The organism is Pseudoalteromonas sp. SR41-7, from assembly GCF_014163935.1.
Taxonomy (GTDB): Bacteria; Pseudomonadota; Gammaproteobacteria; order Enterobacterales; family Alteromonadaceae; genus Pseudoalteromonas; species Pseudoalteromonas distincta.
Genome location: NZ_JACJEF010000009.1, coordinates 45,614 through 61,543, shown reverse-complemented (window position 1 = coordinate 61,543; position 15,930 = coordinate 45,614). Strand labels below are relative to the sequence as shown.

13 protein-coding genes are annotated in these 15,930 nt (G+C 39.2%); 8 read left to right on the top strand and 5 right to left on the bottom strand.

All coding sequences use genetic code 11. The annotated features are described in order from the left end of the window. Positions 1-3: 3 nt before the first annotated feature. The 3 genes from H5092_RS13365 (at position 4) to H5092_RS13355 (ending at position 3,928) form a co-directional block, all read left to right on the top strand. Positions 4-1,212 carry an ABC transporter permease gene (locus H5092_RS13365; RefSeq protein WP_182733688.1) on the top strand — a complete coding sequence of 403 codons (1,209 nt, stop codon included), beginning with the start codon at positions 4-6 and terminating at the stop codon, positions 1,210-1,212. Between the two features lie 71 nt (positions 1,213-1,283). Further along, positions 1,284-2,615, top strand: coding sequence for a sigma-54 dependent transcriptional regulator (locus H5092_RS13360; RefSeq protein WP_182733687.1), 1,332 nt, complete (start codon positions 1,284-1,286; stop codon positions 2,613-2,615). Next, a complete protein-coding gene (locus tag H5092_RS13355; protein ID WP_182733686.1) occupies positions 2,615-3,928 on the top strand; it encodes a PAS domain-containing sensor histidine kinase in 1,314 nt (437 codons plus the stop codon). Before H5092_RS13360 ends, H5092_RS13355 begins: the two co-directional genes overlap by 1 nt. 89 nt (positions 3,929-4,017) lie before the next feature. On the opposite strand, the gene H5092_RS13350 is transcribed toward H5092_RS13355, so the two are convergent. Then, the gene (locus tag H5092_RS13350; protein WP_004335359.1) at positions 4,018-4,356 is read right to left on the bottom strand and encodes a Grx4 family monothiol glutaredoxin; all 339 of its coding nucleotides are present in this window, start codon (positions 4,354-4,356) and stop codon (positions 4,018-4,020) included. Between the two features lie 266 nt (positions 4,357-4,622). On the opposite strand from H5092_RS13350, the gene H5092_RS13345 reads away from it, so the two are divergent. The 4 genes from H5092_RS13345 to H5092_RS13330 all read left to right on the top strand — a co-directional run bounded on the left by H5092_RS13345 (position 4,623) and on the right by H5092_RS13330 (position 10,186). Beyond that, entirely contained in the window at positions 4,623-5,204 is a 582-nt protein-coding gene (locus H5092_RS13345) for a superoxide dismutase (protein ID WP_002960323.1), read from the top strand. Positions 5,205-5,414: 210 nt separating this feature from the next. Continuing rightward, the gene (locus tag H5092_RS13340) at positions 5,415-7,337 is read left to right on the top strand and encodes a PrkA family serine protein kinase (protein ID WP_007375848.1); all 1,923 of its coding nucleotides are present in this window, start codon (positions 5,415-5,417) and stop codon (positions 7,335-7,337) included. A 31-nt stretch (positions 7,338-7,368) separates the two neighbouring features. Continuing rightward, positions 7,369-8,652, top strand: coding sequence for a YeaH/YhbH family protein (locus tag H5092_RS13335; protein ID WP_182733685.1), 1,284 nt, complete (start codon positions 7,369-7,371; stop codon positions 8,650-8,652). Positions 8,653-8,671: 19 nt separating this feature from the next. Continuing rightward, complete coding sequence (locus H5092_RS13330; RefSeq protein WP_182720079.1) at positions 8,672-10,186, top strand: SpoVR family protein; 1,515 nt, start codon at positions 8,672-8,674, stop codon at positions 10,184-10,186. A gap of 100 nt (positions 10,187-10,286) precedes the next feature. Here the strand turns inward: H5092_RS13330 and H5092_RS13325 are convergent, their stop codons facing one another. Both H5092_RS13325 and H5092_RS13320 read right to left on the bottom strand, forming a co-directional pair. Further along, on the bottom strand, positions 10,287-11,258 hold the full coding sequence (locus H5092_RS13325; RefSeq protein ID WP_182715822.1) for a diguanylate cyclase: 972 nt from the start codon (positions 11,256-11,258) through the stop codon (positions 10,287-10,289). Positions 11,259-11,261: 3 nt separating this feature from the next. Then, the gene (locus tag H5092_RS13320) at positions 11,262-12,266 is read right to left on the bottom strand and encodes a response regulator (RefSeq protein WP_024590825.1); all 1,005 of its coding nucleotides are present in this window, start codon (positions 12,264-12,266) and stop codon (positions 11,262-11,264) included. A 233-nt stretch (positions 12,267-12,499) separates the two neighbouring features. On the opposite strand from H5092_RS13320, the gene tpx reads away from it, so the two are divergent. Further along, entirely contained in the window at positions 12,500-13,081 is a 582-nt protein-coding gene (gene tpx / locus H5092_RS13315) for a thiol peroxidase (RefSeq protein ID WP_182197265.1), read from the top strand. Positions 13,082-13,169: 88 nt separating this feature from the next. On the opposite strand, the gene adk is transcribed toward tpx, so the two are convergent. Both adk and htpG read right to left on the bottom strand, forming a co-directional pair. Continuing rightward, entirely contained in the window at positions 13,170-13,814 is a 645-nt protein-coding gene (adk, locus tag H5092_RS13310) for an adenylate kinase (protein WP_076924125.1), read from the bottom strand. A 191-nt stretch (positions 13,815-14,005) separates the two neighbouring features. Continuing rightward, complete coding sequence (gene htpG, locus H5092_RS13305) at positions 14,006-15,919, bottom strand: molecular chaperone HtpG (protein WP_024596357.1); 1,914 nt, start codon at positions 15,917-15,919, stop codon at positions 14,006-14,008. Positions 15,920-15,930: the final 11 nt, after the last annotated feature.

Genomic DNA, 15,930 nt, shown 5'->3' with positions numbered 1-15,930 from the left:
ACAATGTTAGAAATAAAACCTATATTTAACGCCTTATGCCGCTCAAAGGTGGGCGCTGTATTACTGCTAATTCAAATTGCAATTACCACAGCCATAGTCAGTAATGCTGCATTTATCATTCAAGATAGAATTAGTTATTTAAACCAAGAAACGGGCTACCCTGAACAAGATATATTTAAGTTTAATGTAATGACCTTTGGTACTGATATTAACTTAAGTCAGCAGTTTGAGCTTGATGAAAGCATGCTTAGAAAAATGCCAGGCGTGGTCGATGCCGCATTAAGCAGTAGTATTCCACTATCAGGGAGTGGCAGCGCTTCGAGCTTTAATTTAAAACCTGCCCCACAAGAAGGCCTAAGTGTCAGGGCCGCTTATATTTTTATAGACGATCATGCTATTAATACCTACGGCGTTAACTTAATTGCAGGGCGAAACTTTACCGAAGATGAAGTGCTCGTTACAAACGAAATTACACAAAAGCGCACCAACGTCACTATAGTCACTAAAGCCTTACTTGATGAGCTCTACCCTGATGGAGATGGTTTAGGGAAAATAGTTTATTTTGGTGACCTACCACTTAAAGTTATTGGCGTGATCGGAAAAATGAAAGGCCCGTGGCTCAAAGACAGTAAACCCGATAATCTTGCGTTTATTCCTTATATTAAAGCAGCAAGTTATGCACAAGTTGCCGTTCGTACTAAGCCTGGTCAGCGAGCAGCTGTAATGAAAGAAATAGAAAATGCTATGCTCGAAAATTACAGCAAACGCGTTATTAACAACATTAAAGGGCTTGATGAATTAAAAAATGAGTATACCGCTCAAGATCGCCTTATGATGCGCATGCTCATAGTATTAATCACTATTTTAGTGCTTATAACCGCTCTCGGTATTTTTGGCTTAACCTTATTTAATATTAGCAAACGTACTAAGCAAATTGGTACACGCAGAGCACTTGGCGCAAGAAAGTCAGCTATTGTTAGCTACTTTTTAGTAGAAAATGCATTAATTTGTAGCCTAGGTTTAGCCTTAGGTGTAGTAACAGCAATACTACTTGGGAAAATGTTAATGCAGTATTTTTCTGTAGCCGCACTACCGCCAAGTTATATAGCCGTTACCGCCATTGCCGTATTTTTAATGAGTTTACTTGCAGTATTAGCGCCGGCTAAACGCGCTGCCAATATTTCGCCCAGTATCGCAACTCGCACTATTTAATAATATGTAAATCACTATGCTACACTGCTTAGTAAGGCAGTGTAGCCATTAAAAAATTATAAAAATAACCTATGACTCATAAAATACTCATTGTTGATGATAACCAAGCAGTACTCGACGCACTTTCATTGTTGCTCGAGATCCACGATTTTTCGGTAGTCACTGCAACAAATCCATTTGATGCTTTGCAAATAGTTCGCTATCAGCGAATTGAGCTTGTAATTCAAGACATGAACTTTACCAGTGACACCACCTCTGGCGAAGAAGGTAAAGCGTTGTTTTATGAACTACGAGAAATAAACCCACACCTACCTATTATACTTATTACAGCCTGGACCGAACTTGCCACCGCCATTGAGCTTGTAAAAGCAGGTGCTGCTGATTACTTACCAAAACCCTGGGATGATGCAAAACTACTAGTTTGTATCAGTAATTTAATAGAGCTAGGCAGTGCTAAAAAAATAATGGCGACGCATAATCGCCATCAACAAGAACGTGAAGGTACATTTAAAAATGCAGACCTTGCTGGGCTAATATTTAAAAGTACTGCGATGGAACGACTGGTTACTATGGCGCTTCAAGTGGCTAAATCTGATATATCTGCATTAATTACAGGCCCTAATGGGAGTGGCAAAGAGTGTATTGCGCATATTATTCAAAAAAACTCCCCGCTTGTATCGCAGCCTTTTATTAAGGTAAACGCCGGTGCACTACCGCAAGAACTTATAGAAGCCGAGCTTTTTGGCGCTGAAGCCGGTGCATATACGGGGATAACCAAACAACGTATTGGTCGATTTGAAGCAGCTGATGGCGGTACGTTATTTTTAGATGAAATTGGTAATTTACCACTTTCAGGACAAATAAAATTACTACGCGTACTACAAACCGGCGAGTTTGAACGTTTAGGCTCAACACAAACACGAAAGGTAAATGTGCGGGTTATATCGGCCACTAACGAGAACTTACTACAAGCAATTCAACAAGGTCGATTTAGGGAAGACTTATATTATCGCCTTAATGTAATTGAGCTCAATGTGCCTGCCCTAAGCGAAAGACAAGATGATGTTTTAGCACTTATTAGCCATTTTTTACCTCACCGAGAGCTGACTATAAACACAGAGCAAGCACTTCAACACTACAAATGGCCAGGTAACGTTCGAGAGCTAGAAAACGCTTGTAAGCGTGTAGCGGTACTAAAACCTACAGGTGCGCTTAAAGTCGATGACTTTGCACTATCGTCACCGGTTACTGCTCAACAAGAAGCAAAAGCAGAGCCTACCAAACAGGAAATAGAACACGCAATGCGCGCTCATCAAGGTGTTATAGCCAAAGTGGCCCGTGAATTTGGTTTAAGTCGACAAGCACTTTATCGTCGATTACAAAAAATGGGTATTGATTATTAATGCCGAGCATTATTAGCCACTTTACCCTAAGCCAAAAGGTTATATTAATTTGCGGACTTTGTAGCGCGCTGCCTGTTGTTATTATTGCCGCGCTAAGTGGCTTTGATATTTACTACACTCTGTTTTTAATATTACTAACGCTTACATTTAGCACTCTACTTTCAAGAGCTCTCACCAAGCCAATAAAGCTTGGCATGCAATCGCTTGAAACCGGATTACTTAATTTTAAAGATGGTGAGCTCTCCAGTTTGCTTGCGTATAAAAGTAATGATGAACTTGGAAAACTATGCCAACTTTATAATCAAACCGCAAAACAGCTTCGCCAAGAAAAACAATGGATTTACCAGCGCGAGTTAATGCTTGATAAAGTTTTGCAAAGCTCGCCGCAAGCGTTATTGCTGGTCAATGATAATAATACGGTGGTATTTAGTAATTTAATTAGCCGTAGTTTATTTAATAGCGCAACTCGCCTTGAAGGTATGCAGCTAAGTAGATTACTCGAAAATTCGCCTCTGCAATTAGTAGCAGCTATAGAGCACGGTATTGATGGCCTCTTTAATATAGAAATAGAGAATCAAGACTCGCAAACTTGGCATTTAGCCACTGGGGAGTTTTTACTTAATAATCAAAAGCATCATTTATATATATTTAAACAGTTAACCCGTGAACTTAGTCGTCAAGAAGTTGCGGTGTGGAAAAAAGTAATACGCATTATTAGCCACGAATTAAATAATTCACTCGGCCCTATGTCATCCATGCTACACAGCGCACAATTGCTCGCAAATAAAGTTGATGAGCCTCGTCTTGTCCGTGTATTTGCAACTATTGATGAGCGAATTAGTCATTTAACTGAATTTGTACAAGGCTATGGCAAGTTTGCTAAATTACCTCAGCCACAAAAAACGCGGGTTAACTGGCAAAACACCCTCAATAATTTAAAAAACCACTGGCAATTTAGCTACGAAATAAAAAATTCACACAATGAATTACAAGCTGATCAAACACAACTCGAGCAGCTGCTCATAAACCTATTAAAAAATTCGCACGAGTCAGGTTCCAATGCCAATGAAATACATATTCAGGTCGAGTTTGTACCCCAAGCATGTGTTATAAATGTAAGCGACTGCGGTAAAGGAATGAGCGAGCAAGTAATGGGAAATGCTTTAGTGCCCTTTTATTCAACAAAAAGTACGGGGAGTGGTTTAGGGCTAGCCTTATGCAGAGAAATAGCAGAAGCGCACCAAGGGCATATAAGTTTACATAACAAAATAGAGGGCGGCTTAAACGTTCAAGTGAGCCTTCCTTATTCGTAAATTTACACAAATTAAAAACAACAAAGCCACTTAAAAAGTGGCTTTGTGTTTAAAGAGCTTAATAACCTGAGTTCAGGTTGAGTAATAAATTACTCTGCGTCAGCTTCTTTATATTTAGCAGCAGTTTCTGTAATTAACGGCTGTAATTCACCGCGTTGAAACATTTCGATAATAATGTCACAACCACCAACTAATTCGCCATCTACCCAAAGTTGTGGGAATGTTGGCCAATTTGCGTATGCTGGAAGCTCAGCACGAATGTCTGGATTAAGTAAAATATCAACGTATGCAAATGGTTCACCACATGACATTAACGCTTGCGATGCTTGTGAAGAAAAACCACAATTTGGTAATTTTGGTGACCCTTTCATGAAAAGGATTATTGGATTTTCTGAAATTTGCTGTTTAATTTTATCAATGGTTTCCATCTACAACCTCAAAGTAACGATAGCTAAATATATTTAGGTCTTGAAAATAACTCATCGTGACCACAAATATATAACTTAAAATGGGCAAATAAAGCCGCAATTGAAATAGTCTTTCGCAATAGCATTGCTGTTTGCTTAAACTTGAGTAAAATACTCAACAATTATAGTAACACTATATTACCGCTTGGTATAGGTAACTGCTCTGTTTCAACAGGCATTACGTATTACCAAATGGACTATCAACCAAAGAAGATGGAGATAAAAAAATGGCATTTGAACTACCGTCACTACCATATGCAATCGACGCACTTGAGCCACATATTTCAAAAGAAACGCTAGAGTTTCACCATGGCAAACACCACAACACTTACGTGGTTAAGCTTAATGGTTTAATCCCTGGTACTGAGTTTGAAAACAAATCTCTAGAAGAGATCGTATGTTCATCAGAAGGCGGCGTATTTAACAACGCAGCACAAATCTGGAACCATACTTTTTACTGGAACAGCTTATCTCCAAACGGCGGCGGCGAGCCTACTGGCGCAGTTGCTGATGCAATCAATGCTAAATGGGGTTCTTTTGATGCGTTTAAAGATGCATTAAATGACAAAGCAGTAAATAACTTTGGTTCAAGCTGGACGTGGTTAGTTAAGCTTGCTGATGGTTCACTAGACATCGTTAATACATCTAACGCTGCTACACCATTAACTGATGATGGCGTTACTCCAATCCTTACAGTGGATTTATGGGAACACGCTTACTACATCGATTACCGTAACGTTCGTCCAGATTACCTTAAAGGTTTTTGGTCGCTTGTTAACTGGGAATTCGCGAACGCTAACTTCGCTTAATTAGCCTTTAAACGCTAATGTAAAAAAGACGCTTAGGCGTCTTTTTTTGTTTCTTGTTTATCACACCTAAGCGCCTCATCATTTAATAAAACGCTTTTAGTAACATGATCTTTTTTCACTTAAATTTTTAATTTTATTGCACAAAAATACACATTCGTGACTAGACTTTAAAAGGTAAGCACCTTTTTACAGCGGGTTTCGGAGGTTATTATGACGATTTTTGAGCATTACCAAGCACGATACGAAGCGGCACAGGAAGAAGAATACAGTATCGCTGAATTTCTTGAGATTTGTAAAACCGATAAGTCTGCCTACGCCAGCGCACCAGAACGCCTACTCATGGCAATTGGCGAACCACACATGGTAGATACCGCAACGGATGCACGACTAAGTCGATTATTTTCAAATAGAGTAGTTGCGCGCTACCCTGCCTTTGCTGATTTTTATGGTATGGAAGACGCCATTGAGCAAATAGTCTCTTATTTAAAACATGCGGCTCAGGGGCTAGAAGAATGCAAACAAGTGCTTTATTTACTTGGACCTGTTGGTGGGGGTAAATCATCCATTGCTGAAAAACTAAAGTATTTAATGCAACAAGTGCCTATTTATTCAATTAAAGGGTCTCCTGTAAACGACCACCCCCTCTCCTTGTTTGATCCTATCGAAGATGCAGACGTACTCAGCAAAGAATACGGTATTAAACCGCGCTACTTAAAAACCATTATGTCGCCTTGGGCTGGCAAACGCTTAAAAGAGTTCAATGGTGATATTAGCCAGTTTAGAGTGGTTAAACGCTACCCTTCTATTTTAAACCAAATAGGCATTGCCAAAACCGAACCAGGAGATGAAAACAACCAAGATATTTCAGCACTGGTTGGTAAGGTCGATATTCGCCAGCTTGAGCACTTTGCCCAAAACGATCCTGATGCATACGCCTACTCTGGCTCTTTATGTTTAGCTAACCAAGGGCTGATGGAATTTGTAGAAATGTTTAAAGCGCCTATTAAAGTGCTGCATCCTTTACTTACCGCCACCCAAGAAGGTAACTATAACGGCACAGAAGGTATTAGCGCCCTGCCCTTTAATGGCATGATCCTCGCTCACTCTAATGAGTCTGAGTGGCAAACCTTTAAAAACAATAAAAACAACGAAGCATTTTTAGACCGTGTTTATATTGTAAAAGTCCCTTATTGCTTACGTGTGACTGAAGAAATTAAAATTTACGACAAATTACTTGAGCACAGCGAGCTATACAACGCGCCATGTGCACCGGGTACACTCAAAACATTGGCGCAATTTACGACGCTATCACGTTTAAAAGAGCCAGAAAATTCAAGTATCTATTCTAAAATGCGGGTATACGATGGCGAGACCCTAAAAGACACCGACCCTAAAGCAAAATCGTATCAAGAGTATCGTGATTACGCAGGGGTTGATGAAGGTATGACGGGGCTCTCTACCCGCTTTGCGTTTAAAATTTTGTCCCGTGTGTTTAACTTTGATACCACTGAGGTTGCTGCAAATCCGGTGCATTTGTTCTATGTGCTTGAGCAACAGATAGAGCGCGAGCAATTTTCAAGTGAAATAGAAGAGCGTTATTTAAGCTTTTTAAAAGGCTATTTAATTCCACAATATGTCGAGTTTATAGGTAAAGAACTGCAAACCGCTTATCTAGAATCGTACTCAGAATACGGACAAAATATTTTTGACCGTTATGTTATTTATGCAGATTTTTGGATACAAGACCAAGAATATCGCGACCCCGATACAGGGCAACTATTTGACCGCGCAGCGCTAAACGCTGAACTTGAAAAAATAGAAAAGCCAGCAGGAATTTCCAATCCTAAAGATTTTCGTAATGAAATAGTGAACTTTGTACTGCGTGCCCGTGCACACAACAACGGTAAAAACCCACTATGGACAAGCTACGAAAAACTACGCACGGTGATTGAGAAAAAAATGTTCTCTAATACCGAAGATTTACTCCCTGTTATTTCGTTTAATACTAAAACGTCTGCAGAGGATCAGCAAAAGCACGAAGACTTTGTGAACCGTATGGTCGAAAAAGGCTATACACAAAAACAAGTTCGCTTGCTTTCTGAGTGGTATTTACGGGTTAGAAAATCGCAATAACCTTCATAGTCGTAGTATATAGGAGGTCAATATGGCGCATTTTATAGATAGGCGTTTAAACGGAAAAAATAAAAGTACGCTTAATCGCCAGCGCTTTATTAGGCGCTATAAAAAACAAATTAAAGAAGCGGTTTCAGATGCGATTAACAAACGCAGCGTTACCGATTCAAGCTCTGGTGAGAGTATTTCTATTCCACAACGCGATATCAGCGAACCTACATTTCATCAAGGGCAAGGCGGGAATAGAGAACAAATTCACCCTGGTAACGATCAGTTTTCTACAGGTGATAAAATTGAGCGCCCTAAAGGCGGACAAGGCGGTGGTGCCGGTGAAGGTGACGCCAGCGATTCGGGCGAGGGACAAGATGAGTTTGTATTTTCAATATCAAAAGATGAATACCTTGATTTACTGTTTGAAGATCTAGAACTTCCTAACTTACAAGAGAACCAGCTTGATAAGTTAGTGCAAATGAAAACCCATCGCGCAGGTTTTTGTAGCGACGGCATGCCAAGTAATATTGACATTGTACGCTCTCTTCAAGGCTCGCTTGCACGGCGTGTTGCCATGAGTGCAGGTAAAAAACGCCGTTTAAAAGAGCTCGAAGAACAACTTGCTCTGCTGCTTGCTGGTCCACATAACGATAAAGCGGCAATTGCTTTATTACAAAAAGAAATTGCAGCATTAAAAGTGCAAATTAAGTCGGTTCCGTTTATTGATAACTACGATTTACGTTTTCGTAATTACGAAAAGCGCCCTCACCCCACCAGCAAAGCCGTGATGTTTTGTATTATGGATGTGTCAGGCTCAATGGATCAGCCAACAAAAGACATGGCAAAGCGTTTTTATATTTTGCTCTATCAATTTTTAACGCGCAGTTATAAAGACATAGAAGTTGTTTATATTCGCCACCACACACAAGCTAAAGAAGTAGACGAACAAGAGTTTTTTTACTCCCAAGAAACTGGCGGCACTATTGTTTCAAGCGCTCTTAAATTAATGAACGAAATAATAAAAGAGCGTTATCACGCAAACGAGTGGAATGTATACGCCGCACAAGCCTCTGATGGCGATAACTGGGCGGACGACACCCCGCAGTGTGGTGAAATATTACGTAATAAGCTCTTAAGCGCAGTACGCTATTTTGCTTATATTGAAATAACCACTCGTGCTCATCAAAGCCTATGGCGCGAATATGAATCTATAGCACACAGCCATAATAATTTCGCTATACAGCATATCCAAAGCGTTGAAGATATTTACCCAATTTTTAGGGAGCTATTTAAAAAAGGTCGTCAACAGCAAAACTCTGCATAGCCTAAAGCGAGGTAACATTATGAATGATAAACGATTGAGTGATGGCCCAGATTGGACCTTTGATTTATTAGATGAGTACCAAGGTGAAATTGCCCGTGTTGCAGCTCACTACAGGTTAGACACCTACCCTAATCAAATTGAAGTGATAACCGCAGAGCAAATGATGGATGCTTATTCAAGCGTTGGTATGCCTATTGGCTACAGTCATTGGTCGTACGGTAAAAAGTTCATTCAAACAGAGCAAAATTATAAGCGCGGACAAATGGGTCTCGCTTACGAAATAGTGATAAATTCAGACCCTTGTATTGCGTACTTAATGGAAGAAAACACCCTACCTATGCAAGCGCTTGTAATGGCACATGCGTGTTACGGACATAACTCATTTTTTAAAGGTAATTACTTATTTAAAACCTGGACCGATGCAGGTTCAATTATTGATTACTTGGTATTTGCTAAAAACTACATAAGCCGCTGTGAAGAAAAGCATGGTATTACACAAGTAGAAGCCCTACTCGACTCATGTCATGCATTAATGAATTACGGGGTCGATCGCTACAAACGTCCACAACAAATATCGCTATTTGAAGAGCAAAAACGCCAACAAGAGCGCGAAGACTACCTTCAATCGCAAGTAAACGAATTATGGCGAACTATTCCTGAGCAACAGCAAGAAACCAAAAAGAAAGTTCGCCATTTCCCTTCTGAACCTCAAGAAAATATTTTGTATTTTATTGAAAAAAATGCCCCATTACTCGATTCTTGGCAACGTGAAGTGATACGTATTGTTCGTAAAATTTCGCAATACTTTTACCCACAAAAGCAAACTCAAGTAATGAACGAAGGCTGGGCAACTTTTTGGCATTACACCATCCTTAATCACTTATATGATGAGGGAAAGCTCACCGACTCTTTCATGTTAGAGTTTTTACAAAGCCACACCAACGTAGTTTATCAGCCACCTTATAACAGTAAGTATTATTCAGGCATTAACCCATATGCTTTAGGCTTTAATATGATGGTTGATATTCGCAGAATATGTGAACACCCAACTGAAGAAGATAAACGCTGGTTTCCTGAATATGCAGGTAGTAACTGGCTAGATACACTGTATTTTGCAATGGAAAACTTTAAAGATGAAAGTTTTATTAGCCAGTTTTTATCGCCTAAGTTAATTCGTGATTTTAAATTATTTACTATTATTGACCATACTAATAATCCCCATCTAGAAATTGGCGCAATACATAACGACAACGGCTATAAGGCAGTGAGAGAAGCACTCTCAGCGCAGTACAATTTAAGTAATCATGAGCCTAACATTCAAGTGTATGATGTTGATATTAGAGGTGACCGTTCATTAACCCTACGCTATGTACCTCATAACAATATTCCTTTAGCAAACTCGCACGAGGAAGTGCTTAAGCATCTTTACAGATTATGGGGCTTTAAAGTAAAACTAGAGCAAGAGTCAAATTCTGGTGAGGTTTCAATGATTGGTCAATGCCCAATAGATGACTCTCGACACACAACACAATAATGAAGGGCAATACAATTCCCATACTGATTGGATTTGCTCAGCAGATTGTAAAAAAACACGGTATTATTTAACCCTAAATTCTGGATATAAAAAATGACGCTTAAGCGTCATTTTTTATATCTTCGTAGGCTATTACTTTATTTCGCCCTGTATTTTTAGACTGGTACAGTGCTTTATCTGCAGCCTCTATCCAGCGCTCATGATTTTTAAAATCATTACTGCTACCAGCCAGCCCTATACTTACCGTCATTGTTATTTCAAAGTGTTTATACTTAACAGGGTTACTTTCAATCAATACCCTTAAACGCTCAGCAAATACAAAAGCGCCTTCTTTATCTGTATCAAGCAATGTCACTGCAAACTCTTCACCGCCATAGCGCCCTGCAACATCAGTCTCGCGCAGCGTCGTACGTAGTAAGTTAGATAAGTGACGAAGCGATTCATCACCACAGCTATGACCATATTCATCATTTATTTTTTTAAAGTGATCAATATCAAACATTAATAATGTACTACAGCCACCACTTCGCTTAACTCTTAAAAACTCTTGGCGTAGCGTACCTTCCCAGTGTCCACGGTTTGCAAGCTGCGTTAAGCTATCTGTTTGACTTACTTGTTCTAATTTTTTATTTAACTCTTCAAGCTCTTTTTTATTTACCGCGACATCTGTTACATCATACAAAATAATACAAATGTGGCTAACTTCGCCCATCGTATTGGTAAGAGGGATGAATGTCGCATTTTGATACATGTAATCAGCTTTACCAGTAATAGGTCGATAATTTTTAAACCTAAAAATGTATGGCTGCTGCTCCCAAATCGTAAAAGAGCGGTTTTTTAAAACAAAAACCGACTCAGATTTACTTCTAAACCATTTTTCGTCTATTGCAGGAAATAAATCAAATAGATCTTTATCTTTTACTGCGCTTGGTAGAAGCCCTGAATGGTTTTCCATAAAACCATTCCATACACACACCTTATAATCCCTATCGAGTACCACAAGGCCTACATCAACGGTATTAAACATATCCATTAACCAATGGATCTCATTCATTTCTAAATCAGCGGCCATAACTTAATCTTCTAATAGGTAAGCAACTTTGTATTTCAAAGTTTTAAGTGAATCTTCAGTAAATAACAGCATGAGGTCGCAGTTTATATCATGGTTTTCAATACCGTAACTAATCTCTATTGCAAGGGTGCGTTGCCAACGTGACTTGTTTGATTTAACCAACTCAGATACATCTCTGTGTTGGCCAAGTACAATCGGGTGCCCTTGGCTAAATGACATATCGAGCTGTTTTGAAAGACCCGTTAAAATAGCGCCTATCAAAATATTACTAATATCCATAAGCAGCTCAAGTTCAACTTTATCGTTTAACTCGCCGTCATAGTTCATCAAAGAAGCTATTTCTTTAAAGCTTGAATCATTTAAAAGTAATAGCGCCTCGCCCGAAATACCACCGCCAATAAAGCCCTGGCACACACCCGATGTAGCTGCGTTATTATCTATAGACTGCAGCGCCATATCAAGTTCATTAACTTCCAAAATATTCACATTAGGAATTGGTAACTCTACAAATACATTAAGAAGACGTGCAAGTAAATCCCCAGCCTGCCCCATAGCAACGTTAGTTAGCTCTTGGTATATATCCCGAACATCAGGGTCGACTTGCTCTCCTAGCGAATGAGAGAGACGCTCACGCATGGCTTTATCTTTAATCCCATGGTGTTCAATTATGCTGGCTAGTTTTTCGGGAGAACATGGTTTTTGAATAAAATCGATAGCACCAAGCTCAAGCACTCTTTGGTGTGCACTTGGTTGTATATCACCAGAGACAACAACAGTGAGAATATTAAGCCCCTGTTCTTTCATAGCGATTAAAACTTCATAACCGTCCATTTCTGGCATGTTTAAATCGAGAAAAAGTATCTCTGGTTCAATTAACTTTATTTGCTTTATACAATCAACGCCGTCAAGTGCAAATTCAACTTTAATGTCCCAATCTTCAGGTAATGAGCGAGCTAGCTGACGCCTAGCTAATTTCGAGTCATCACATATTAATACCGATGTTGACATATTATCTCTCTGTTTCTAAACCAGTAATGAGCATTAAAATCATTTTATGATGGTTTTTATTTTTATTATTGAAGATATCTTTTGTAACTTCATGTTAATCAAAGTTTAGCATAGTTACAATTTTTATATTTCAGAGCTAATACCCACTCTATTAAGCAGGTTTAATCACTTGGTAACTAAAGCCCAGTATAATACACTGACGCCCATTGCGTTAATTTAAAAGGAAATACCTTATGTTACGTTCACTTGCCTTTGCTTTGAGTGCATTTTGTTCTGTGGCTATTGCAGCCGACTATCCAGAAAACACACTTGATGCAGGAAAAGTATCCGCACAAGGCAAACCAGTCACTTTATTAGGTCAAGGTATCTCAATTGGAGATAGTGCGCCAAACTTTAAAGTTGTTGATGACAACTTTATTCCAGTGACACTTGAGGATTATAAAGGCCAAGCTGTATTAATAAGTGTAGTGCCAAGTCTTGATACAGGTATTTGTAGCCTGCAAACTAAGCATTTTAATGAAAAAGTAGCCTCGCAATTTCCAAGTGTTGTAATGCTAACAATTAGTGCTGATTTACCATTTGCTCAAAAGCGTTTTTGCAAAGCTGAAAATATCGATAAAATCACTACGTTATCAGATTCTGTTTGGCGCGATTTTGGCCAAAAATACGGATTGATAATTAAAGATATGGGCTTATTAACGCGAACTGTATTTATTTTAGATGAAAGCCATAACGTCATTTATAAACAATTAGTTAGTAGCCTTTCAACTGAACCAGAATACAACAGCGTAATTGAGAAACTTGAAACGCTGTAAAGCCGATTAAATAGCACTGATTAAGCAATGCTAAACAACCTTAAAACAAAAAACCGCCAATTGGCGGTTTTTTAATGTGCTTTTATAATTAACCTAAAAGCTCACCAAGTTGTGAACTTACAGCTTCAACAGCTTGTGTACCATCTAGTTTGTGGTATTGAGTATTACCAGCAGCCGCTTCTGCTTGATAGTAATCAACCAATGGCATAGTTTGCTCGTGGTAAATACCTAAACGTTTACGTACTGTTTCTTCAGTATCATCAGCGCGAACAATTAAGTCTTCGCCAGTTTCGTTGTCTTTACCTTCCACTTTTGGTGGATTATAAACAACGTGGTAAACACGACCAGAACCAGGATGAACGCGACGTCCGCCCATACGCTCAACAATGACTTCATCAGCCACGTCAAATTCAATAACGTGATCAACCACTACGCCATTTTCTTTCATTGCATCCGCTTGCGGGATTGTACGCGGGAAGCCATCAAGTAAAAAACCTTTCTCACAATCCGCTTTAGTAATACGCTCTTTAACTAAACCAATAATAATATCGTCAGAAATTAGTTGACCAGCATCCATTACTTTTTTTGCTTCTAGACCCAGTGGCGTGCCTTCTTTAATTGCCGCACGTAACATATCGCCAGTAGAAATTTGTGGAATACCGTATTTGTCCATTAAAAACTGAGCTTGAGTACCTTTACCTGCACCCGGCGCGCCCAAAAGAATAATGCGCATATTATTGTCCCCTAGTATGGATATTTATTTTAAAGCCTGAATTCTTCCACAAGCGCCGCCGATACTCAAGCAACTTATACTAATTGATGAGCCGTTGGGGTGTTTACAGGGCATTAAAAAAGGGAACACACGTTCCCTTTTATTTAAAGTACATAAATTATACTTTATTAACTGAGTAAATAGCTATTTGCTTATTTACTTAGTTCAAGCATCAATTTATTTAAGCGAGTAACAAATCCTGTTGGATCTTTAAGTGTACCGCGTTCTGCAAGTAGCGCTTGATCTAGTAAAACGTGTGACCACTGCGCAAACTTATCTTCATCTTGTTCGTCATTTAAGTGCTTAACAAGTTGATGCTCTGGGTTTAGCTCAAACACAGGTTTTGCTTCAGGGGCTGCTTGACCAACAGACTCCATTAGCTTTTGCATTTGTGAGCTCATGTCGTTGTCGTCGCTTACAACACATGCTGGAGAATCTGTTAAGCGGTGCGTAAAGCGCACTTCTTTAACGTCATCACCTAGTGCTGTTTTAATACGTTCAACAAGGCCAGCCATTTCTTTTTCAGACTCTTCTTGCGCTTTTTTAGTTTCTTCGTCGTCAAGCTTACCTAAATCTAAGTCACCACGTGTGATCGACTGTAGTTGCTTATCAGCAAATTCAGTTAGGTGACTCATCATCCACTCGTCAACACGGTCACTTAGTAGTAATACTTCAATGCCTTTTTTGCGGAAAATCTCTAAATGCGGTGAGTTTTTCGCAGCGGTGAATGTATCAGCTACTACGTAGTAAATTTTGTCTTGGCCTTCGTTCATGCGTTCAACATATTGCTCAAGCGACACATCTTGTGTTTGTGAATCAGTGTGTGTCGAAGAAAAACGAAGTAGCTTACAAATAGCTTCTTTATTGGCAGCATCTTCAGCTGGGCCTTCTTTCATTACTTGACCAAACTCATTCCAAAATACTTGGTAATCGTCAGCTTTGTTTTTAGCCATACGCTCAAGCATTTTAATAATACGCGATGTACACCCTTTACGAATAGCTTGCGTTACTTTGTTGTCTTGTAGAATTTCACGAGATACGTTCAGTGGTAAATCGTTTGAATCTAGTAAGCCTTTTACAAAGCGAAGGTAGCTTGGCATGAATTGCTCAGCATCATCCATTACAAACACACGTTGTACGTAAAGTTTTAAACCACTTTGACGTTCACGGTTCCATAAGTCGAAAGGTGCTTTTTTAGGAATATATAAAAGGCTAGTGTATTCAGTTTTACCTTCAACCTTATTATGTGCCCAGCTAAGTGGCTCTTCCCAATCATGGCTTACATGCTTGTAAAACTCTTTGTATTCATCATCAGAAAGCTCTGATTTATCGCGTGTCCACAATGCAGTCGCGCGGTTAATGCTTTCCCACTCACCTGGTACTGCTGGAATTTTTTCGCCGTCTTCACCTTCAGATTCTGGCACTTCTGCTTTAAACATTTGTACTGGCGTTGAGATGTGATCAGAATATTTAGTAACGATACTACGTAGGCGCCAGTCATCAGCAAATTCTTTTTCTTCATCGCGAAGATGTAAAATAATGTCGGTACCACGGCCTTCTTTTTCAATTTCTTGAAGTGTGTATTCGCCTTCACCTTGAGATTCCCACTCATAAGCGGTTGTTTCACCAGCTTTGCGTGTACGAACAGTTACTAAATCAGCAACAATAAATGCAGAGTAAAAACCTACACCAAATTGACCAATTAACTGTGAATCTTTACTTTGATCACCCGTTAAGTTTTTGAAAAACTCAGCAGTACCCGACTTTGCAATAGTACCTAATGAGCTAATGATTTCATCGCGCGTCATACCAATACCATTATCTGAAATGGTAATTGTATTTGCTTCTTTATCTGCACTAATACGAACACGTAAATCGGCATCACCTTGGTAAAGGTCACCTTGAGATAATGCTAAAAAGCGTAACTTGTCTGCTGCGTCTGATGCATTTGACACAAGCTCACGTAAAAATATTTCTTTATTAGAATAAAGAGAATGAATCATTAAGTTTAATAATTGTTTTACTTCTGTTTGAAAGCCTAATGTTTCTTTTTGTGCTGCAGTCATTTATATATCTC

Excerpts from the sequence above, each read along its gene's own strand:
- H5092_RS13365 (WP_182733688.1), top strand. The coding sequence starts at position 4 with ATGTTAGAAATAAAACCTATATTTAACGCCTTATGCCGCTCAAAGGTG.
- H5092_RS13360 (WP_182733687.1), top strand. The coding sequence starts at position 1,284 with ATGACTCATAAAATACTCATTGTTGATGATAACCAAGCAGTACTCGAC.
- H5092_RS13355 (WP_182733686.1), top strand. The coding sequence starts at position 2,615 with ATGCCGAGCATTATTAGCCACTTTACCCTAAGCCAAAAGGTTATATTA.
- H5092_RS13350 (WP_004335359.1), bottom strand. The coding sequence starts at position 4,356 with ATGGAAACCATTGATAAAATTAAACAGCAAATTTCAGAAAATCCAATA.
- H5092_RS13345 (WP_002960323.1), top strand. The coding sequence starts at position 4,623 with ATGGCATTTGAACTACCGTCACTACCATATGCAATCGACGCACTTGAG.
- H5092_RS13340 (WP_007375848.1), top strand. The coding sequence starts at position 5,415 with ATGACGATTTTTGAGCATTACCAAGCACGATACGAAGCGGCACAGGAA.
- H5092_RS13335 (WP_182733685.1), top strand. The coding sequence starts at position 7,369 with ATGGCGCATTTTATAGATAGGCGTTTAAACGGAAAAAATAAAAGTACG.
- H5092_RS13330 (WP_182720079.1), top strand. The coding sequence starts at position 8,672 with ATGAATGATAAACGATTGAGTGATGGCCCAGATTGGACCTTTGATTTA.
- H5092_RS13325 (WP_182715822.1), bottom strand. The coding sequence starts at position 11,258 with ATGGCCGCTGATTTAGAAATGAATGAGATCCATTGGTTAATGGATATG.
- H5092_RS13320 (WP_024590825.1), bottom strand. The coding sequence starts at position 12,266 with ATGTCAACATCGGTATTAATATGTGATGACTCGAAATTAGCTAGGCGT.
- tpx (WP_182197265.1), top strand. The coding sequence starts at position 12,500 with ATGTTACGTTCACTTGCCTTTGCTTTGAGTGCATTTTGTTCTGTGGCT.
- adk (WP_076924125.1), bottom strand. The coding sequence starts at position 13,814 with ATGCGCATTATTCTTTTGGGCGCGCCGGGTGCAGGTAAAGGTACTCAA.
- htpG (WP_024596357.1), bottom strand. The coding sequence starts at position 15,919 with ATGACTGCAGCACAAAAAGAAACATTAGGCTTTCAAACAGAAGTAAAA.